Genomic DNA, 20157 nt, shown 5'->3' on the forward strand with positions numbered 1-20157 from the left:
CGTATTATCAAACCATGCAAGTTAAAACCAAAGCCTATATTGCCTTTGCAGCTACCAGTATTTTATGGGGTTCTACTTGGGTAATGAGTAAAGTGGGCGTAAAGGGATTGCCGGGTTTGCAGCTTTCTGCTATTCGGCAATTCATTGCAGGGTCGTTAATTGTTGCTTTCTTTTTACTGCGTAAGCAGCCCATGCCATCTGCTAAACAAGTGTTGCAATTAACCGGTGTTGGCTTTTTTACTTTTTTCCTTTCAAACGGATTAAGTACCTGGAGTGTTGCTTATATTTCAAGTGGGTTAGCTGCGTTAATTGCTGCATTATACCCGTTATTTGTGGTGTTATTAGAATTGTTTATCACCAAGAAAAATAAACCCAATGCATTAACCTTTGTGGGTTTATTTTTAGGTATTTCAGGTATTGTGTTGGTGTTTTATGAAGATGCATCGCACCACCATGCCGGCAATTATGTTACGGGTATTTTACTTTGTTTAATGGCTACTATTGGATGGAGTATTGGTACCGTGTTGCTTTCTAAGAATGTGGTAAAAGTGCAACCGCAATTTGGATTGGGCTGGCAAATGTTGACTGCCTCTGTATTAATCGGTCTGCTTTCGTTACTAACGGGACAGCATATTCCATTGCAACAAATTCCATTGTTTTCATGGTTGGCATTGGTGTATCTAATAGCGGTTGGTTCTATTATTGCCTACATTGCTTTTTTATACACCATGAAACATTTAACCCCTTCTGTGGCGGCATTGTATGCGTATATTAATCCCATTGTTGCACTATTAATTGGTGCAGTGGCACTCAGTGAAAAATTAACGGTGCTAAATATGGTAGGTTCCATTATAACACTGGTGGGTGTTTATTTGGTGAATAAAAGTGTTCGATTTAAAAAAACGATGATTGCTGACGCAGATGCCATGTAAGAAAAAGCTGTACTACCTGTTTTGTATCCATTCCACAAAGGCTTTTTGCCAGGGTAGCATCGTAGTTTCATTACTTAAACAGTGATTGTGCCAAACCGGAACGCAATATCCATTTACCTTTTTAATCCCGGTATCAAAATCGGTGAGCTGTTGATATGCGGCTTCCACACTTAATTTTTCATGAAAAATACAAGCAGTATCCATCCAACAAAAAGGGTACACCGTTAAATCGGTTCCGGTTTCTTGAGTTAAGTGATACCATTGAAAGGGTTTGGAATAAGCTGCCCTAAATCCGTTAATGGTGCTGTAGCCCATTGAATAGTCGGCTTTTATATTCAATTGCAATAATCGTTCATAACTATTCGGTAACTGAAAATGCAAATAATGAAAACGGTTGTTGTGTATGGGTTTTTGTGGGTTGAACGCTGCTAATTGTTGCAGCTCATTCATGGCTATGTTGGTATTATTGGCCATACTGCTTTCAACCGATAAATGAATGCCCGTAGTAAAATATTGTTGAATTTGCTGAATAATATACTGCATACTTTTTTTGTGTGCAGCAATATTATTGTCTAATGGATGGTTTCGGTTAGACAATAAAATAAAAAAAACAGGTGCTAATTTTTGGTGATTACATAAGGAAATGAGCAGTTCAAATACGTCAAATGGGTCGCGTTGTTGCCCACTTACTACTTTCATCATTTCATTAAATTCCTGAAAATTCTGCTGAAGAATAAATTTGAAAAAAGTTTTTAAGTTATTCAAAAAACCTCTGTCAACATACTTTAGTATTCTATCAATATCAAAAGTAGGTATAAAAGCATAGTTGTTTTTTGGTAGTTGGTACAACGGAAAATAGGCTTGTAATAATTTTTCTACCTGCAACAACCAATAATCAACTAAAGGCATTTGTAAAAAACCGGAACGATACGCCAGGCTTTCCGTAGCCGGGTAACGACCATACACATCGCTGCTATAGGGCAAATATTCCTCATAGCGGCTAATTAAGTAAAATGCAGCAGCTAAAACATCAAAGCCTAATACACTGTCATTGGCAAAGAAAATTGGCAAATCCCATTTTTCGTCAATGCTAATCCGTTGTGGTTGTATGTTTTTTTCAAACAATAGTGTATGCGGTGCAATGGTAAGGCAGGTGCATTGGAAGGAATGATTAGAGTAATTAATTTTAATGGCATTGGTATTTTCAAAGGCCACAGTATCCGTAGTAATAACAAATTGCTCGCCGAACAAAGTTTTTACTATGTACGAAAGCCTGTTACTAGGTTGATGGGTAAATAATAAATGGGTGTTAGGCATAAATACACATAACCTTTAAGAAGGGGTTTGTGGCGTTTGCTGTTGCCATAATTCATTGAATGTTTTATCTGCAAATTGCAAAGGACTTCTGTGTTGGCTCCACTTTTTAAATAGTTGGTTAACTATTTTATTCTTCAAAGCACCATTGCCTGTATTCATCATTTTACGGTGTAAGCTGGCGGTTTTCCAGGCTTTCCAGGCCAAACGTTCGGTTAAGCTGCTGTTGCCTTCCAATACTGATTCATAGCGATTTTCTAACAACAACTCATGCAAATTAATACGCACAGGACAAACCTGAGTGCAATTGCCACACAATGAAGAAGCAAAACTTAAATGCTGGTATTCCGTCATGCCTTTTAAATGCGGGGTAATAACACTGCCAATTGGGCCACTGTAAGTGGTGTTGTAGCTATGTCCGCCTATGTTTTTGTAAACGGGACAAGCATTTAAGCAAGCACCGCAACGAATGCAATACAAAGCCTCACGAGCCTTGCTATTGGCCAGTAAATGCGTACGGCCATTGTCTAATAAAATAACATACATTTCTTCCGGTCCATTGGCTTCATGCGGTTGTTTAGGCCCGGTAATGATAGAGTTATAAACAGTAACTTGTTGTCCTGTGCCGTAGGAAGCCAATAAAGGCCAAAATAACGGAAGGTCATTTACGCTGGGTAAAACTTTTTCAATGCCAACAATCGCAATATGCGTTTTTGGCCAAGCGGTGGTTAATCGAGCATTGCCTTCATTTTCCGTTAAAGCAATGCCACCTATATCAGCCAATATAAAATTAGCACCGGTAATACCAATTTGGGCTGCGGTATATTTTTTTCGCAATTTAGCACGGGCAATTTGTGTTATTTCAGCAGGGGTTAATCCACTTGGTACCCCTAGTTTATTGGCAAATAATTTGGCCACATCTTCTTTGCTTTTATGCATGGCAGGGGTAACAATATGGTAGGGCGGTTCGCCATCCAATTGTTGAATGTATTCGCCCAAATCGGTTTCCACACTTTCAATACCCTTCGATTCTAAAAAATGATTCAAATGAATTTCTTCGGTAACCATGCTTTTACTTTTTACTACCGAAGTACAATTTTTAGCCTTGCAAATTTGTTCAATAGCAGCAAGTGCATCGTCTGCATTTTCAGCCCAAATAACCTGTGCGCCACGTGCAGTAATTTGTTTTTCAAATTGTTCCAATAACGTATCTAAATGTTCAATAGCACGCCATTTTATATTCTTTGCTTTTTCGCGAACCGACATTAAATCGGGAAATTGGTGTTGACCTTTGGGTACTGCAGCATTGTATTTTCCAATGTTGAAATTAATTTTTCTTCTATGATCAAGGTCTTGTGCTTTAATAGTACTTTTCGCCAGAAAGGCTGCAGCATTTTTATTCATAACAACCAAATTTTAAAACCGATAAACAATGTAAGCTACGCAAATTTATTTTTGGGTTAAGCGCATATTTTCAGCGGTAGCCGCCAATGCTTCATAAAAATCAGGTCCGTATTTGCGAATTAAAGCATCTTTTAGGAAAATATATACTGGCATTTTTAATTTTTTACCCAGGCTGCAAGCCGGTTTACATAAACTTTCGCGAGGTTCATAATTTACGTATTCTACATCCGTATGCTTTTTACTTTCTGAAATACGAATGGGGTATAAGTGGCAGCTAATGGGTTTTTTCCATTGGGTTAAACCTTGCCGGTGTGCTTGTTCAAAAGCACAAAGAATTACTCCCTTTTCATCACGCTTGCCATAAATGCAAATACCACTGCCAATGGTAGGGGTAACCCATCCAAATTCTTTATCATAAACCGAGTCGCCTTGTTTTTGCAGTTCGGCTAATCCTTCGGCACTCATAAAAGGTTTAGCTGCTTCCAAGCTATCTTTCAATAGTTGTAGTTCATTAACTTCCAAGGGGGCACCGGCATCGCCATCTTCACAGCAAGCACCTTTACATTTGTGCAAATCGCATACAAATTGTTCCTCCACAACAGAATCACTGATTAAAACATTGTCAATGGCTATCATGCTACATTTAGGTTTAAAAAGGGTATAGATGGCAAAGATAAACGGTTTGTTTGAGGCAGGGTGCTTTTGTACCCATAGGCGGGCAGAATGAAACCATGAAATTGTTCAATAGGCACATGGGCAGGGTATATGCCTAATTAAACAATGGAAGGCCGTTTTTTATTGTGTTAAACAGCCATTTTTTTCGGTAGTCAGCCAATTTTATTAGTAACTGAAAGCAGGCAAATTCGAGACAAGTCCCACTCAACAGCGTTGCGCAACGCTGTTGACCCGAAGCAGGGTAGGAGAAGGGTAGTAGAAAAATAAGTTAGGGCAGGGAGATGATATAAAAAATTTTTGGATGGTGAAAGTGAAATGTATATTTTTATTTTAATATAGGTTGCGGTTAATCTAAGTTGAAGGGATTGTAAATTGGCCTTGTAAAGCTGTATAGGCTTGATTAAAATGATGTAAGTGTGTTTTTGTATTCGCGATTGCTTAATGATAGCTTGTAAAAACGTATAAGAGCTTCGCAAAACCGGCCTAGCTAATTGATAATGTAATTACCAATATTTTTTAACCTAGAAAATTACAACTTGTAATGTTGGGTAGGTTTATGAGACGTTAATAATGGTAATAGAAAAAAATTAAACTCATATGGCGAAAAATTTTGACGACTTACACGAGATTAACATCTCTAAAGAGTACACAAAAAGCTACGATGTAAGATATGTTGCTGAAATCCGGCACATTGGGTTAGATACATATCGCATTCTAAAAGACAAGGACAGTTGGATTTTAAAAAAGAAAGTTGAAGCTCAATTTACTAAGTGGGACGAGCAATGGTCAAAAAGACTGGATAAACAAGAGGCTCTAGCGGCCAAAGAAGCGAATCAAAAAATTGCCGAAGAATTGACAAATGATGCTCATGAGAAATTAGAAAAAATAGATAACATTTTAAAACATACACTTGGCATTGACGACACCGTAGATTGGGATTCTTTAAAAGACAAAAAGAAATTTAAAATTCCCAATCCCAAAAATCAACTTGATAAGGAAATTAAGAAAATTCCCTTACCACAAAAACCGCCTCATAAAAGTATTCCGAATAAACCAGATGAAAAGCATTTTCAACCACAACTCTCTTTTATTGACAAATTAATTAAATCAAGAAGGGAAAAGAAACTTTATGAGGCTAGTATGATGTATAAAAACGCAATTAGCGAATGGGAACAACTTGTTAATCAAACAGAAGAATTTAACAAAAAAATTGATGACGAATACAATGCTATTCTTTTTGAAATAGAAAAACAAAAGAATGAAATTGCTCAAAAATATGATCAATTAGAAAAAGAGTGGCAAAGGCAAAAAGAAGAATACTATAAAAATCAAGAAATACACAATCAAAAAGTTGAAAACTTAAAAGAACTTTATTTTAAATGTGATACTAATGCGGTTCTTGAATATTGTGAATTGGTCTTAAATAATTCCGAATATCCAGATTCGTTTCCTAAGGATTTTGAGCTAGAATACAATGGAGAAAATCGAATGCTCATTGTTGAATATACTTTGCCGGCTCCAGAACATTTTCCGAGACTATTAGAAGTGAAATATTTAGCAGCAAAAAACGAATTGAAAGAATCATACATTTCAGATACTCAATTTTCGAAGATGTATGACACCGCGATTTATAATATCTGTCTCAGGACACTTCATGAATTGTTTGAAGCCGACAAGGCTAATGCAATTGATATTTTGGTGTTCAACGGATGGGTGGAAACAATTAATAAAGCAACAGGAAAGAAAACTAATAATTGTATCATATCTATTCAAACAAGGAAAGAAGAGTTCATGGAAATTGAACTTGGAAATGTTGATCCGAAATCTTGCTTTAAAAACTTAAAAGGTGTTGGTAGTAGTAAATTAAGTGGAATAACAGCTATACAACCATTGATGCAAATAAATAAAGCGGATAAAAGATTTGTTACGTCATATGAAGTTTCTAATAAATTAGAAGAAGGCTATAATCTTGCTATGATGGATTGGGAAGACTTTGAGCATCTACTGAGAGAACTTTTTGAAAAAGAATTTAGTAGCAATGGCGGTGAAGTTAAGGTAACACAGGCAAGTCGTGATGGTGGCGTAGATGCGGTTGCGTTTGACCCTGATCCAATTCGTGGGGGTAAAATTGTTATTCAGGCCAAACGATATACTAATACCGTTGGTGTTGCTGCGGTCAGAGATTTATATGGTACTGTAATGAATGAAGGTGCAACAAAGGGCATACTTGTAACAACTGCAGATTATGGACCTGATGCATATGAGTTTGCAAAGAATAAACCATTGACACTACTAAATGGAAATAATTTGCTTTTCCTCTTAGAAAAACATGGACAAAAAGCCAGAATCGATTTAGCTGAAGCTAAGCGCTTGCAATCTGGTCAATTATAATAATTCGGTATAAAAGCACAATAATTAAAATGTTTATTGTCAACAATGAGGTTGTAAATTAGCGGAATTTGCAGCTTATGTAAGCCTATAAATTAATAATGCTTTTTTCCTTATTCCCAAATTGTGAATAATCATACTATTTAAAGTTCAATAGAGTGTGGGGAATGATAATAAAATAGGCTATAAAGATTTGAATATCTGATATTTAATCTTTGGTGTCAAATCATGATTTTCCTTTTAAAAAGTCTAATTAATAAAATATTAAAAAAATAATCTTATTAGAAATGTATATAATTGGAATAATTTAGTTATACTTGTATTCCAAAGAATAGAAAAATTTAAAATTGATATATTATGAAAAAAATGACTTTACTATTGGCTTTGTCCATGTCTTTATTTCTTTTTTCTTGTACAAAATCAACCACGAATTTAACTCAAGCACAGCTTACCGCTTTGCGATTAGAAAAGGATTTGGGCATATCACCCAACAAGCCTTACACTTTTGCCACCATTTTTGTATTCAATCAATCGAGCAATAGCATAATCTCATCGGGTGGCACTTCATTGACGGTTACAAGTGATGGCTTTATTGTTATTTCAGGAACCAATTTTACTACAAAGACTTTTAGCTTGGAGCAATTAAAGTCGTATCAGATAGATACTGCTCAGAACTTGTCATTTTATTATTGAATCAACCAATAATTCGACAATTTTTATAGCTGCCGATTCTTTTAAGTGTTATTAAGAAAGATGTGTGCGTCTGTTGCCCTAAATCAATATCTTGGGAAATAAATAATATGTTAGGCTTAAATTTGGGTAACGCTATTCAATTTTTTCAATAATTTCCTATTGCGTCATTTCGGAGAGAAGAAAGGAAAAAAAAGCATACTTTGAACGTTTCAATAGAAGCCTTCAAAGTATTTTTTTACAATGAGTTACCTGAACATGTTTTAAATATATCTTTAATGATGAAATACAATCCGGATATGATGCATGAAAAAGAAAGAATAATACATCTTTATCAACAACTTTACGATGGAGAGCCTTGGTTGGGAATCAATTTGAAATCAACATTACAAAATATCAGCCCAACACAAGCATCTACACGTTTTTTAGCAAATTGCAATACAATTTGGGAAATTGTTAATCATATCATTTCTTGGCGATATGCTGTTATGGATAAAATGAGAGGTGTGAACATAGCAACGCCTGCCAATAATTATATTGTTCCGGTTACTGATACCTCAGAACGAGCATGGAATGAGACCTTACAACGACTTGAAGATTCACAGAATGAATGGATTTCTTTTTTGAATAATTTTCGGCAAGAAGATTTTGACACTGTATATACGCCCGGTAATATGACTTACTACGAACTTATACATGGTATTATTCAACATGATGCTTATCATTTGGGTCAGATTGTAATATTTGCTAAACAAGCTGTCTGAAAAATTTTATGGTTTCTCCTTAAAATAGGTTGACTAAAAATCAATCCTTTCATGGATACAAAACAACAAATGATTCCAGCGTACTGAAAGCAAAGTGAGATTAAGGAAAGTTTACAGAGAAATATTTTTCAACGGTACAAATAAATACCCTCATTCATTCAAATTGGTAAGCTATTTATTATCTTAATTAACCAATAACAAAATGATTAAATATGCCGGTTAGCATTTTCAATAATTCATATTAAAAAGCTAATTGAATTTAAGCCTTTCATCAATTCGCCGATAATCCCAATTTTTATTTCATCTCTCTTCTTGCATAAAAATTATACAGTAGCCGTAAAAAAGTTGGGAATACAAATAACAGTAAAGGTATCCCCGTTATGAAACCGCCAATTACGGCAATGGCCAGGGCTTGTTGCATTTGTGCACCCATGCCAATACCTAATGCCAATGGCATTAATGCTAATATGGCTCCTATAGCGGTCATTAATTTAGGCCTTATTCTTAATGCTAATGCATAATTTACCGATTCATCTACATTGCCATTAGAATCTTTCATGTTGAAGAAAAACTGATTGACGGTAAAAATGGCATTTTCAGCAATTATACCTACTATCATAATTATTCCGGTATAACTACTCACATTTAAAGGAGTATGTGTAACATACAATGCAAATAAACAACCCGGAATACTAAGTATGGATATGAATAAAATAAGGAATGATAGTATCCATTCTCTAAATAAAAACAATAATACCGTAAATACCAATAAACAGGCTGCTACTAAAATGGTCAGTAACTCTTTAAATGATTGTTGTTGTTCAGCATAGGCGCCTCCAAAGTTTACATAGTAACCGGGGGGTAGATTGAGTTGTTGTGCGAACTTTTTTTGCAGCTCGTTCACAGCACTTCCCAAATCGCGATTGGATAAGCGTGAGGTAAGTACCACACATGATTTTAAATCTTCGCGCTTATAATCAATCTCGCCTTTTTCGGTTTGTACGGTACAAAAAAATGACAGTGGTTTTAAAGTGCCATCCGGTAAAAAAATAAGTTGCTTTCTTATTTTATCAATATCATTATCAGCATAGTTGGTAACGCGTAAGCGAATTTTTCGCATTTGTTCTCCATCTTGTATTTGCCCTACTTGCAGATTACCCAGCATAGATGCTTGTACAGGTGAAGGTTCTGTTACATTGGCATTATCGCCTAATACAATGCCTTCCGTGTACATGGTGAGTTGTTTTTGAAAGCTAGCCAGTGATATACCATATTGTGCCAATTTCACATCATTTGGATAAATAATTACGGTAGGGCCTGCTGAAATCATTCCATTGGATACATCAACTAAGCCTTGCGTATGCTGCATAATGGTATCGGCTTTACGTCCGAGGTATTCTAATTCTTTTTGATTGTCTCCAAAAATCTTTACTTCTATTGGGCTGGGTGTACTCATTAAATTTCCCAACAAATCTTGTATGCGTTGCCCAAATTCAATATGCATTACCGGAACAGAGGAGGCAATGCTTTTTCGTAATTCATCTATTACTTCGGTAGTTTTCTTGTTTCTATCTTTTTTTAATTGTATTAAGTAATCACCGTAATTCGGCGCCACATTTCTAAAATCAAGACGTAATCCGGTACGCCTTGAATAACTGGCCACATTGGGATTGGCCAGAATAATTTTTTCCATTTTTTGGCAAAGCTTATCTGTTTCTTCCAATGCAGTTCCACTGGGTGAAAAATAGTCTAATACAATTGTGCCTTCATCTAATTCCGGTAAAAAACCGGTTTGTAATTTTCCGGAAGCATACCATCCGCCGAATAAAAGTATGGATAGAAATAGAATAGCGAGCCAAGGTTTGGTGTATAATTGGGTTAACCATTTGTATTGATTTAAACTTTCCTGTTCGGTATGAACGTGGCTGCCTTTGTGTGGACGATAACCAATTAATAAATGTAAAACCGGAGTAACAATCCATGTAACAAAGAAGGAACATACCAAAGTTAGTTCCATGGTTTTGGCTAATTCTTTAAAGAAAGCACCGGCTAATCCGCCCATTAATACAAATGGTAAGAAAATAACAATAGTACTCAATGAGGAACCCACCATGGCAGGAAACAAATCCTTTATAGCTTCCTTCACCACTTCAAATTTGTCTTTCTTAGGATTGTCCTCATGTACCCGATAAATTTGTTCAATAATTACAATAATATCATCTATAAACAAGCCTACTGCAGCGGCAATTCCACCTAACGACATAATGTTAATGGTAATGCCGGCTAGGCCCAATGCAATTAATGTGAAGCCTAATGTAACAGGTAGTGTAAGTATTACTACGGTGCTTGCACGCCATGATCGTAAGAAAATAATGACTACTAATATAGCCAATAACAAACCTTCTAAAATGGTATGAATAACACTGTTAATGCTATCACTTACAAAAGCAGATTGATTGTAGTATGGGCGTAATGAAATGCCTTTAGGTAATAAAGCATTGATTTCTGCAGCTTTTGCATCGGCATTTTTAGCAAACTGAATAAGATTAACGCCGGGTTGTTTTACTAAATCAACAATTACACCTTGGTGGCCATTGGTATTAATAATGTTGAATTCGGTTTGCTCTTGCAGCTCTACCGTAGCAAAGTCGCGTAGCCTTACAATTCGCTGCGGAGTATTTTTTATTACAACATTTAGTAAATCTTCTGTACTGTTAATTCTATTGTCAGTAAGGGTTAAATACAAACGCCTGAAGTCAGAAATTTTTCCATTCGATAAAACGTAATTGTTTTGTTGAAAAAGTTGAATTAAAGTATCGGGCGTAACACCTAACGCCGACATTTTAATTACATTGGGAATAATTTCAAATTCTTTGGCTTTTCCACCACGTAAAATAACGGTTGAAATGCCATCAATTTGAGAAAAGAGTGGCCGTACGGTATTCATTGCTAAATCGCGTAAGCCAATTAATCCTACACTTTCATTTTTACTTTCTAATGTAAAACCATATACCGGAAACAATGACTGGTTATAACCTTCAATGGCAATATTGGTGCCTGCCGGTAATAGGTTTTTAATTTCATTAATGCGACTTTCAATTTGCAAACGTGCATCGTCAACATCAATTCCCCAGTTAAAATAAATTTGAATATCGGAACTTCCCCGGCTTGTAACACTTTTAACAACGGTAACCCCTTTAACACGTTTAACGGCACTTTCCAATGGTTTAGTTACCGTAATCATCATTCTATCAATGGGTGTAGAACCAACATCGGCAATTAGTTTTACTTTAGGAAACATTACTTCGGGAAATAATGCTGTTTGCATTTTACTGAAAGTAAATAAGCCTAAAGCAATAAGCAATAATGCAATGAATAAAAATGGTTTCCGATATTTTTTAAAATAGTTAGATTGTTCCATAAAGCCTTGTGGTGTTTAAATACAAGAAATTGGCTTATTGTAATATTTTTACCAATGCCGTATCGCTTAATCCGTAATTACCTGAAACCAGAATTTTTTCTTGTTGTGTAAAATGAGGTTGTTTAATTTCTATCAGGCTATCATTTTGTGCACCAATCATTACAGGAACTTTTACCGCTATGGAATCATTTAATAATTTCATTACCCAAAAGTTTAACATACGTTCATCACTTAAAACAGCAGGTTTGGGTAACATGGTGGCATTATTATTCTTGTAGGTTACTAAATGAACTGTTGCAATAATACCTTCGGGTATGTATTTATTTGTGATAGGCTTAGCCATATAAGGAATGGTTTGTAGCCCGGTATTTGCCTGAATGATTGGTTTTTCAAGGTGTGTATGAATAACGGTTTTGTCGGGTAGAATTACATCGCAGTTGAAGTTGTCTTGTATAAATTTTTCATCTTCGTAAGGAATGTTCACTTGGAAATAAAGGCTAGTTGGATCAACAATATTACAAAGTGCACTGCCTTCCATTACAAATACGCCTGTTTGTGATTGTGGAATGGTTGATATTACGCCACTTATGGGTGCATATACTTTAATTAGTCCGTAATTTTTATCTTTAATATCATTATTTACGGAATTACCCAAAACAAATCTTTCTTTGGTTTCGAGTATATACAGCAGTTGGCCTTTTTTTACATGGTCGTTAAAGTTAACGTGGGTACTATATACATAACCTGCCACAGGAGCCGCTACGGTATTTCTTCGCAAATACATTGCTGTTGCCGATAAACGATCGGTTTGGACCATAATACCGTTTTTAATAGTTGTAGTAGTTACAGTTGAACGAGGAGTGATGGTTTCATCATTGACTTGTGTATGGTTACAGGCCAATGCAATAAAACTTAAAAACGTTGCAGCGATAATAGCATGTTTCATTGCTATGAAAGAGTTTAATTTTAAAAAATTACCAGTTCCAGTAATTATAATTATTAATAGCAAGTAGTCTGTTGGTTTGCAGGGTTGCAATGTTTAATTGTAAAGCTGCACTACTGCGTAAAATAGTAATATAATCAATTACAGAACCTTGTCCGTTAATGATTTGATTTTGATAATAATTTATTAGGTTATCATAATCTTTTATTTGCTTTTGCACTGCTTCTATTTGTTCATCAGCAGAGTGTATAACTTGGAGAAATGATTTTTTTTGACTTTCATTTTTTTGAACAAAAAATTGGCTATTTATGGCAGTGCTTTGCTGTAATATTTTGGTTTTTTCATCATTCATTTTTCGTTGATGCCCATCGAATATTCTTTGTGTAACCATAATGCCAACTTCCCATCCTAAACGTTTATATATTGTGGGCAAATACACGGCATTTAAGCCGGCAGAGGAATATAAACTTACAATAGGCCTGTACTGTGTATTAAAAATATTTTGTGCTGCTGTTAAATTTAAACTGTCTAATTGAAATTGCTTAATGAAACCGGATTGATAACTGTCTAGTGCAGAGGAGATTTGAAGGTTTAAGGGTGCAAGCTCAACAATAGTGCTATCATTAATTCCGCAAATGCTATACAATTGCAATAAATGTGCCTTATAACTGTTTTTTAAAGCCTGCAAATTGGTATTTTGTTGTTCTAATTCTATTTCTAAAACTTTATAATCACCCTGCCTTGCTAAACCGCCAGCAGAAAGTTTTTGGGTAATTTGTATTTGTTTTTGAATAACAGATTGAATGTTTTGAATGGCTTTTTGTTGTTCAATATCCTGTAGGCAAATAATGTATTGGTCTGTTACAAATTTTTCTAAATCATGATTGCTTAAAACAGAACTGTTATTGACGATTTGATTTTGTATAGCTAACTGATTATTTACCGCCTGAACTCTTTGTTTATTAAAAAGCGGTTGTTGAATGGTGAGTAAAGCTTGATACAGTCCTCCATTAGTAGCCGATAAATCATAGCCATAATAGTCGTTAATGGTTTTGGGTGGATTTAATTTCAAACCTGTATTAGAGGGGTCATTGGCATACATGGGTGCAAACAAATAGTTATAAGAAGTGCCAATAATTGGCTTTTGTAAGGATGCCACTATTTTATTAGCCTCTAATTGATTGGCTTGTGTTTGCAGGCCATTGGTTTTTATTAATGGTGAATTTTGTAAGGCTACTTCAATAAAGTGCGATAAATTTTCTTGCCCGTAAACAATATTGCTAATAAAAATAAATACAAAAGAACTGAGTACAACAATCTTTTTCATGGCCTATTCATTAATTTGCTATCCGTTTTTTGATGTATAAAATGATAGCACTGATAATATACTGAGTTGCAATTTTAAATTTTGGTTAAATTAATGCCTTTTTATTGATCCACTAAACAGATTTCAACAATCAATAAATCATTATGAATGCATTTTAAAAAACATAAATCTGCCATAGATTTTTTCAGCTAAATAAATTAATTGAACCTGGACTTAAAATGCTACTCTAAGTGGGCTAAGTTACAAGATAGAATTTGGAGATTTTCTGAATTTTAAAATACCAGTATAAAACAGTGCATGCCATTTTTAAACTTATAATCTATTTGCCAGCCATTTCTTATACAAATCTCTTTTACAATGGCAAGGCCCAAGCCTGTACTTTTTGGGTTTTTTGAACCTTTTTTAAAACGTTCAAAAATTATACTGGTATCAAGCGGCGCGTTTATTCCGGAATTAATAATCGTAAATCGATTGTTCTCTGTGTTTATATATATGCTGCCATTTAAAATATTATGTCTCACCGCATTTAAAAATAAATTGTGAATTAATATTTCAATAAGGGTTTTGTTACATTGAATGGTTAAGTTATTTTTAAGTTCGGTATGTATTGTAATGTTTTTGCCAATGGCTTGCTCACTAAAATAGGGTATAACCTCTTCAATGATTTCTTTAATACTGATGGAAGATGTTTCTATAAATTGGTTATTTTCAATTTTGGCTAATAACAATAAATTCTTATTAATTCTTTTTAATTTGGAAACAGATTCATATAACGAGTGTACAATATTTAGTTGTTGTTCTTGTAAATGACTGTCCTGCATTAATAAATCTAACTTCGATTGAAAAATAGCCAATGGCGTTTGTAATTCATGCGATGCATTTTGTATAAATACCTTTTGTAAGTCAAATGATTGTAAGGTTTGTTGAATAAGTTTGGTTAAACTTTTATTGAGCTGATTAAATTCTTTAATTCCCGTTTTCTTGAAAGCGGGCATTTGATTGCTTTCAATACTAAACTGTTCAATTTTTTTCAAGGTGTCGTGAAAAGGATACCATAGTTTGTTAGAAATAAACAGGGTAATAAAAAATATAACCAATAATAAAACAAATAAAATGCCCAAATAAATCCAAACAATGGTACGTATTAAATCTTCTGACTCTACTAAGTTCAAGCGTATCATTAATACAAATGGTTTGCCTTGTATGCTCACGTCTTTGTATAGCACTCTGTAGGGCTCCCATTCGGGTACCAATGTGTCTAAAAATACTTGTTGAATAATATTGTTTTTGGGTTTGCTTTTCACTGTATCGGGTAGTATGCGTGTATCTCTGTTAAACCTGTTCCATGTGGGTATGTCAGTAATTTTAAGCGTAGGTTCATTGTTTCTTGTAAATTCATCACTTCGCAATAAAATAGCCTCATCTACATCATCTTTATATAGTTTTTCTAATGTGTAGTATATAAAGGGTGCACTTAGCAATAAAATAATGATAGCTGAAAATGAATAATAAACCAATGTTTTATTCAATAATCTATTCATGACTCCCATTTATAACCCATACCATAGGTTGTTTTAATGTAATCATTGCATCCTGCTTCGGCCAATTTCTTTTTTAAATTTTTGATGTGTGAATAAACAAAATCATAATTATCCAGCATATCCGCCATATCGCCACTTAAATGCTCTGCTAATGCTGCTTTAGAAATAGTTTTATTTTTATTGCCAATTAAAAAAAGTAATAAATCAAACTCTTTTTTGGTTAATGGTACCGTATGTTCTTTAACCTTGGCTGTTTTAGCTAATAAATCAATTTCCAACTCATTCAAATGAATATGGTTAGAACTTCCAAAATGATTTCTGCGAATAACTGAGAATATTCTTGCTCCTAATTCCGATAAATGAAAAGGTTTAGCCAGGTAATCATCCGCGCCCAGTTGTAAGCCTGTTATTTTTGCTTCCACTGTATTTTTTGCCGAAATAATAATAATGCCATGTTGTTTGGATTGGTTTCTTAAAATTTCTAATAATTGCAAACCTTCACCATCGGGTAACATTAAATCGAGTAAGATGCAGTCATATTCATAAATTTCAATTTTCAAAACTGCTTCATGATAATTCAATGCTAATTCACATTGATAATTTTGCTCTTTTAAATAAGTGGCAATATTATTGGCAAGTTCCTGTTCGTCTTCTATAATTAATATTTTCATCTGCTATTCAATTTTCACTTTTAAAGTGCTGTATAGATTCGAACAAAAATTTTTTCATTGTTTAAATGTAGGTATTTTCCTTAATTCACTCCGTTACTGACTTTGTTTTGCTGTTTAATTGTTTGCAAGGAGTATATTTCCTTTTTTGAATTATTGCCATGTTTCAATTAGTTTTATTAAATGGTAACCAAAACACATTTTACCATTTTAGATGGTTTGCGCGGCGTAGCCGCATGCATGGTAGTAATATTTCATTTGTTTGAAGCAAATGCTGTTTCTCCCCTTACTCAAATCATTAATCATGGATATTTAGCAGTTGATTTTTTCTTTTTGCTTTCCGGGTTTGTAATAGGATATGCTTACGACGATAGATGGGAAAAATTAACCATAGCAGGTTTTTTTCGAAAAAGATTACAACGGTTACAGCCAATGGTTGTTATGGGTATGTTTATTGGTGCTGTTTTCTTTTATTTTCAAGCATCTAATTTATGGCCCGGAATTGCCACACTGCCTTTTTGGAAAGTAATGCTAGTAATGGTTATTGGTTTTTTCATGATACCGATACCGCCGTCAATGGACATACGTGGTTGGTCTGAAACCTATCCATTAAATGGGCCGGCATGGTCGTTGTTTTATGAGTACATAGTAAATATATTTTATGGTTTGCTTGTTAGAAGGTTTTCAAAATTTTGGTTAAGTGTGCTTGTGTTAGTATCCGGAATTGCTTTAATTCATTTTTCTATAACGAATCATTCGGGGGATTTGATTGGAGGATGGTCGTTAGAGCCGGAACAATTAAGAATTGGCTTTACAAGAGTGATGTATCCATTTTTTGCCGGCTTATTATTATATCGAACCTCTACATTAGTTTTTATAAAAAATGCCTTTTTTTGGTGTAGTGTATTATTAATCATTCTGTTAAGCATTCCAAGAATTGGCGGTACTTTACATGTTTGGGAAAATGGTTTGTATGAATCTCTCACTATTGTATTTTTATTCCCCTTCATTGTGTTTTTGGGAGCCGGCGGGAGTATTCAAAATAAAAGAACACTTCAATTAAGTCAATGGTTAGGAAATATTTCTTATCCCTTGTATATTACACACTATCCCCTTATTTATTGGTACACAGCTTGGGTACACGACCATAAAGTTTCTAATTTACAATCATTAGGAATGGGTATAATAGTTTTTTTTATTGCACTTACTATTGCTTTTGTTGCTCTAAAATGTTACGACGAGCCTGTGCGTAAGTGGTTACAAACTAGGAATGCTTCGCAGGAATAATTTTATAAACTATAGCTGTTATAAATAATTATTTTATTTTTTATATTGTAATTGTACCCATACCGGGAAATGATCAGACGGATAATGTAATTTTTTTGCGTCGCTAAAAATGGCATATTTGTTTACGTTGAAAGGGCTATTCTTAGAAATAAAAATGTAATCAATTAATTGAGTGGCAGGTTGGTTGTATTGAAAGTTATTGAAGCTGCCTTCAGGCCCAAAAGGAGGTTGTTGTGATGCGTTACGTGTATTGATAAATTTTGTATTTAAGAATGTAATTACAGAGTCCGTAGGTACAGAATTTAAATCGCCGGTTAAAATAACGGGCAGGTGTTTATTGTTCAGCTCATTTATTTTTCTAACTATTAATTCAATGCCTTTTTCACGAGCCACAACACCTTCATTATCTAAATGAGTATTAAATACCCAAAACTGTTTTTGATTGAATTGGTCAATTAATAATGCGTAGGTGCAAATGCGGTTATAGGCTGCATCCCAACCCTTCGATACTTTATTGGGTGTTTCCGATAACCAGAATGTTCCTGATTGTAATTTTTTAAAGCGATCTTTTTTAAAGAAAATATTACTAGCTTCTCCGGTATTGTTTCCATCGCGTCCAACACCAACATATTCGTATTGCGGCAGGGCTTTTGCAATATCTTTCACCTGATTGGGTAAAGCTTCTTGCACGCCAAATATATCGGGCTCATAGAATCGTAATTGACCGGCAAAAAAATCCTTACGATTACTCCATGCATTTATACCGTCTGAAGCCAAATCTAACCGAACATTATAAGTTAAAACTGTAAGTTGTTGTGCATTTACAAACATGGATGTTAGAAATAAAATGTTTATTAAAATTATCTTTTGCATTGCTACACAATTAATGTTTAAATCATTTTTTAATTTTGCTGAATCTTCCTTGTTGTTAGGTTACTTGAAAGTAAAATTTTTATTGGTATTTCAAATCAATTTGGCCGGTATAATTTCACGCATTCATGTTTTGAAGTTTGTTTACAATGGCAAGTCTTATATTAAAAATAGTTTTTATCTTTGTACTTTATTTACTTGGGTTACCGTTAGGTTAACGGTTGATTGGGCATTACAGTAAAGTTTTAAATGAGTATGGTATGCATTCCTTCTTTTTTCATTTTTTCAAAAAAAATTTATTCTCCATTTGCTTATCCTTTCTGTTGGTAAGTTGTACGGTTTATACCAAAACGCATTTCAATAGTTTAACTACAACAAGTAATTGCAATCATGAGGCACCTTATAGTTATACTGAAAATGAAATGCCGAAGCCTTTATATATGCTGCAATTAGATTCAGCAATTTTAAAAAGATTTACGCTCCCTTCATTAAATGCGGCTAATGCAATAGGTATTTTACCCAAGTTGGAAGAATTGTTTCAACTGAAAATGCAACAAAAAAGCAATTATACTACTGAGCAACAATTGAATATACTTAGCCTGGAACAACAAATTCAGCAACGTATTAATATAGCTTCTTTAGAAGTAGCTTCAACTGCCAGTGAAATGGACTGTGAGGAGGAACGAGCTGATCAGGTAGGCAATTATTTAATGGGGAAAATAGATGATGCCAAAACAAAACTAACCGTTGGTACTATTGCTTTTGATGCATTAGGGGCTATAAGTGCCGGCATATTGTTGATTAATGGACATTCAGGAAATGCAACCGAATTCATTGGAATTGGTACAGGATTAGCTGAAGCAACATTGGGTGTGCTTATTTTAACTAAAAATAAAAAAGTAAAATTTTATCATCCGCGTAATGCACTGCGTGATATTTGGAATGGGCCAGCCGTTTCTACTATTTTTCCTTCGTCTGTTTGGTATTTTTTAAACTACAAACAACCCGGCAAAAATGAAATTTCATTGAGAGAGCAGTTAGTGAATAAATGGGTAAGTTTTGGCCAAATTGCTGTAAAGAAACCACAGCAAAAAGAAAAGGTGTATGCTTTATATTTCGGTAACGGTGGTACCTATACGGCCGAACAATTGTCTAATCGTGCCAATATGTATGATCAGTTAGAATCGTACATTAATTTAATGAAACAAGATTTAAGGATGTTAAATGTAGAATTAGAAAAACTGGGTAAATAATCAATACTTCATTTTCTTATCATGTTACACAAACTATTTAAGAAAATAAATGACTGTTGCTACTTCCACTTAAAGGTGTTGATTAAATGTTTCATGTCTTCCACTAAAAAACGATTAACGGGAGCCAATGAATCTTGATTTGGTGTAGCATCAAAATATAATGCCCCGCGTAGAAAATGATGTGTAGAATCAGTTAAAAAAAATTGATTGGCTGTTGCTACATTTCCTCCCACTTTAAAAAACATACCATGTACACCATTGGGTGTTACCATTAATGAATCATCAATAGAATAGGCTTTTTCGCTATGTTTATTGGTTAATGTAAATGCATCGTTAACCAGTTTTTGAAAATTATTGGGTCCTATGGTTTTGTAACTAACATAAATACGGCCATTGAATTGAGGGAAGTCAATATTTATCCACCAGGGATTTTCTGTTTTCTCGCCAAAAAAAGTAGAGTCTTTCACCACTTTAGCATACACGGGATATTCAAATGTGTAGGGATATCCGGGTTGATTAAATAGTTGATACTGATGTTTAGGAAAATGAATTTTAAAGTAGCCTCTGGGTTTTGGTACAAAGGGACTGTTGCAGCTGAAATGAGAAACGGCAATGGTGCATATTATTATAAACAGGATAAATGAATGTAGTTTTTTTGAAAGCATTTTGTTGGGGTAAAT

Annotated in this window: 16 protein-coding genes; 6 read left to right on the plus strand and 10 right to left on the minus strand. The window is 34.3% G+C overall.

Annotation, left to right across the window (positions count from 1 at the left end; translation table 11 throughout):
- The first annotated feature begins 14 nt into the window (after positions 1–14).
- Positions 15–932, plus strand: a complete 918-nt coding sequence (locus LX80_RS03415; protein WP_111293659.1) for an EamA family transporter — start codon at positions 15–17, stop codon at positions 930–932.
- 12 nt (positions 933–944) lie between these two features.
- Here the strand turns inward: LX80_RS03415 and LX80_RS03420 are convergent, their stop codons facing one another.
- Genes LX80_RS03420 through LX80_RS03430 form a run of 3 tightly spaced genes read right to left on the minus strand, consistent with a single transcriptional unit; the run spans position 945 to position 4286 of the window.
- Entirely contained in the window at positions 945–2249 is a 1305-nt protein-coding gene (locus LX80_RS03420; RefSeq protein ID WP_111293660.1) for a DUF7033 domain-containing protein, read from the minus strand.
- A 15-nt stretch (positions 2250–2264) separates the two neighbouring features.
- Positions 2265–3650 (minus strand): LutB/LldF family L-lactate oxidation iron-sulfur protein, encoded by a 1386-nt coding sequence (locus tag LX80_RS03425; RefSeq protein WP_111293661.1) that lies wholly within the window; start codon positions 3648–3650, stop codon positions 2265–2267.
- Between the two features lie 45 nt (positions 3651–3695).
- Entirely contained in the window at positions 3696–4286 is a 591-nt protein-coding gene (locus LX80_RS03430) for a DUF3109 family protein (protein WP_111293662.1), read from the minus strand.
- Positions 4287–4922: 636 nt separating this feature from the next.
- On the opposite strand from LX80_RS03430, the gene LX80_RS03435 reads away from it, so the two are divergent.
- The 3 genes from LX80_RS03435 (at position 4923) to LX80_RS03445 (ending at position 8167) form a co-directional block, all read left to right on the plus strand.
- Positions 4923–6716, plus strand: coding sequence for a restriction endonuclease (locus LX80_RS03435; protein WP_111293663.1), 1794 nt, complete (start codon positions 4923–4925; stop codon positions 6714–6716).
- Positions 6717–7070: 354 nt separating this feature from the next.
- Positions 7071–7406 carry a hypothetical protein gene (locus tag LX80_RS03440; protein WP_146250363.1) on the plus strand — a complete coding sequence of 112 codons (336 nt, stop codon included), beginning with the start codon at positions 7071–7073 and terminating at the stop codon, positions 7404–7406.
- 200 nt (positions 7407–7606) lie between these two features.
- Complete coding sequence (locus tag LX80_RS03445) at positions 7607–8167, plus strand: DinB family protein (RefSeq protein ID WP_211307690.1); 561 nt, start codon at positions 7607–7609, stop codon at positions 8165–8167.
- A 295-nt stretch (positions 8168–8462) separates the two neighbouring features.
- Here the strand turns inward: LX80_RS03445 and LX80_RS03450 are convergent, their stop codons facing one another.
- The 5 genes from LX80_RS03450 to LX80_RS03470 form a co-directional block, all read right to left on the minus strand.
- Positions 8463–11588 carry an efflux RND transporter permease subunit gene (locus LX80_RS03450; RefSeq protein ID WP_111293665.1) on the minus strand — a complete coding sequence of 1042 codons (3126 nt, stop codon included), beginning with the start codon at positions 11586–11588 and terminating at the stop codon, positions 8463–8465.
- A gap of 34 nt (positions 11589–11622) precedes the next feature.
- A complete protein-coding gene (locus LX80_RS03455; RefSeq protein ID WP_146250364.1) occupies positions 11623–12534 on the minus strand; it encodes an efflux RND transporter periplasmic adaptor subunit in 912 nt (303 codons plus the stop codon).
- A 28-nt stretch (positions 12535–12562) separates the two neighbouring features.
- Positions 12563–13858, minus strand: a complete 1296-nt coding sequence (locus LX80_RS03460; protein ID WP_111293667.1) for a TolC family protein — start codon at positions 13856–13858, stop codon at positions 12563–12565.
- A gap of 272 nt (positions 13859–14130) precedes the next feature.
- Entirely contained in the window at positions 14131–15399 is a 1269-nt protein-coding gene (locus LX80_RS03465) for a sensor histidine kinase (protein WP_170120366.1), read from the minus strand.
- Complete coding sequence (locus LX80_RS03470; RefSeq protein WP_111293669.1) at positions 15396–16070, minus strand: response regulator transcription factor; 675 nt, start codon at positions 16068–16070, stop codon at positions 15396–15398. Before LX80_RS03470 ends, LX80_RS03465 begins: the two co-directional genes overlap by 4 nt.
- A gap of 180 nt (positions 16071–16250) precedes the next feature.
- Between LX80_RS03470 and LX80_RS03475 the strand changes: the two genes are divergently transcribed.
- Positions 16251–17354 (plus strand): acyltransferase family protein, encoded by a 1104-nt coding sequence (locus LX80_RS03475; RefSeq protein ID WP_111293670.1) that lies wholly within the window; start codon positions 16251–16253, stop codon positions 17352–17354.
- 33 nt (positions 17355–17387) lie between these two features.
- Here the strand turns inward: LX80_RS03475 and LX80_RS03480 are convergent, their stop codons facing one another.
- The gene (locus LX80_RS03480; RefSeq protein WP_111293671.1) at positions 17388–18227 is read right to left on the minus strand and encodes an endonuclease/exonuclease/phosphatase family protein; all 840 of its coding nucleotides are present in this window, start codon (positions 18225–18227) and stop codon (positions 17388–17390) included.
- A 437-nt stretch (positions 18228–18664) separates the two neighbouring features.
- Here LX80_RS03480 and LX80_RS03490 point away from each other — a divergent pair, with 437 nt between their 5' ends.
- Positions 18665–19477: a hypothetical protein gene (locus LX80_RS03490; protein WP_170120367.1), complete on the plus strand. Its 813-nt coding sequence runs from the start codon at positions 18665–18667 to the stop codon at positions 19475–19477.
- A 59-nt stretch (positions 19478–19536) separates the two neighbouring features.
- On the opposite strand, the gene gldD is transcribed toward LX80_RS03490, so the two are convergent.
- Positions 19537–20142 (minus strand): gliding motility lipoprotein GldD, encoded by a 606-nt coding sequence (gldD, locus tag LX80_RS03495; protein WP_111293674.1) that lies wholly within the window; start codon positions 20140–20142, stop codon positions 19537–19539.
- Between the last annotated feature and the right edge of the window lie 15 nt (positions 20143–20157).

The sequence above is a fragment of the Hydrotalea sandarakina genome (assembly GCF_003254115.1).
In the GTDB taxonomy this organism is placed as follows: domain Bacteria; phylum Bacteroidota; class Bacteroidia; order Chitinophagales; family Chitinophagaceae; genus Hydrotalea; species Hydrotalea sandarakina.

Bases quoted from the DNA above. Each gene is read 5' to 3' on its own strand.
- LX80_RS03415 (WP_111293659.1), top strand. From the start codon at position 15: ATGCAAGTTAAAACCAAAGCCTATATTGCCTTTGCAGCTACCAGTATT.
- LX80_RS03420 (WP_111293660.1), bottom strand. From the start codon at position 2,249: ATGCCTAACACCCATTTATTATTTACCCATCAACCTAGTAACAGGCTT.
- LX80_RS03425 (WP_111293661.1), bottom strand. From the start codon at position 3,650: ATGAATAAAAATGCTGCAGCCTTTCTGGCGAAAAGTACTATTAAAGCA.
- LX80_RS03430 (WP_111293662.1), bottom strand. From the start codon at position 4,286: ATGATAGCCATTGACAATGTTTTAATCAGTGATTCTGTTGTGGAGGAA.
- LX80_RS03435 (WP_111293663.1), top strand. From the start codon at position 4,923: ATGGCGAAAAATTTTGACGACTTACACGAGATTAACATCTCTAAAGAG.
- LX80_RS03440 (WP_146250363.1), top strand. From the start codon at position 7,071: ATGAAAAAAATGACTTTACTATTGGCTTTGTCCATGTCTTTATTTCTT.
- LX80_RS03450 (WP_111293665.1), bottom strand. From the start codon at position 11,588: ATGGAACAATCTAACTATTTTAAAAAATATCGGAAACCATTTTTATTC.
- LX80_RS03455 (WP_146250364.1), bottom strand. From the start codon at position 12,534: ATGAAACATGCTATTATCGCTGCAACGTTTTTAAGTTTTATTGCATTG.
- LX80_RS03460 (WP_111293667.1), bottom strand. From the start codon at position 13,858: ATGAAAAAGATTGTTGTACTCAGTTCTTTTGTATTTATTTTTATTAGC.
- LX80_RS03465 (WP_170120366.1), bottom strand. From the start codon at position 15,399: ATGAATAGATTATTGAATAAAACATTGGTTTATTATTCATTTTCAGCT.
- LX80_RS03470 (WP_111293669.1), bottom strand. From the start codon at position 16,070: ATGAAAATATTAATTATAGAAGACGAACAGGAACTTGCCAATAATATT.
- LX80_RS03475 (WP_111293670.1), top strand. From the start codon at position 16,251: ATGGTAACCAAAACACATTTTACCATTTTAGATGGTTTGCGCGGCGTA.
- LX80_RS03480 (WP_111293671.1), bottom strand. From the start codon at position 18,227: ATGCAAAAGATAATTTTAATAAACATTTTATTTCTAACATCCATGTTT.
- LX80_RS03490 (WP_170120367.1), top strand. From the start codon at position 18,665: ATGCTGCAATTAGATTCAGCAATTTTAAAAAGATTTACGCTCCCTTCA.
- gldD (WP_111293674.1), bottom strand. From the start codon at position 20,142: ATGCTTTCAAAAAAACTACATTCATTTATCCTGTTTATAATAATATGC.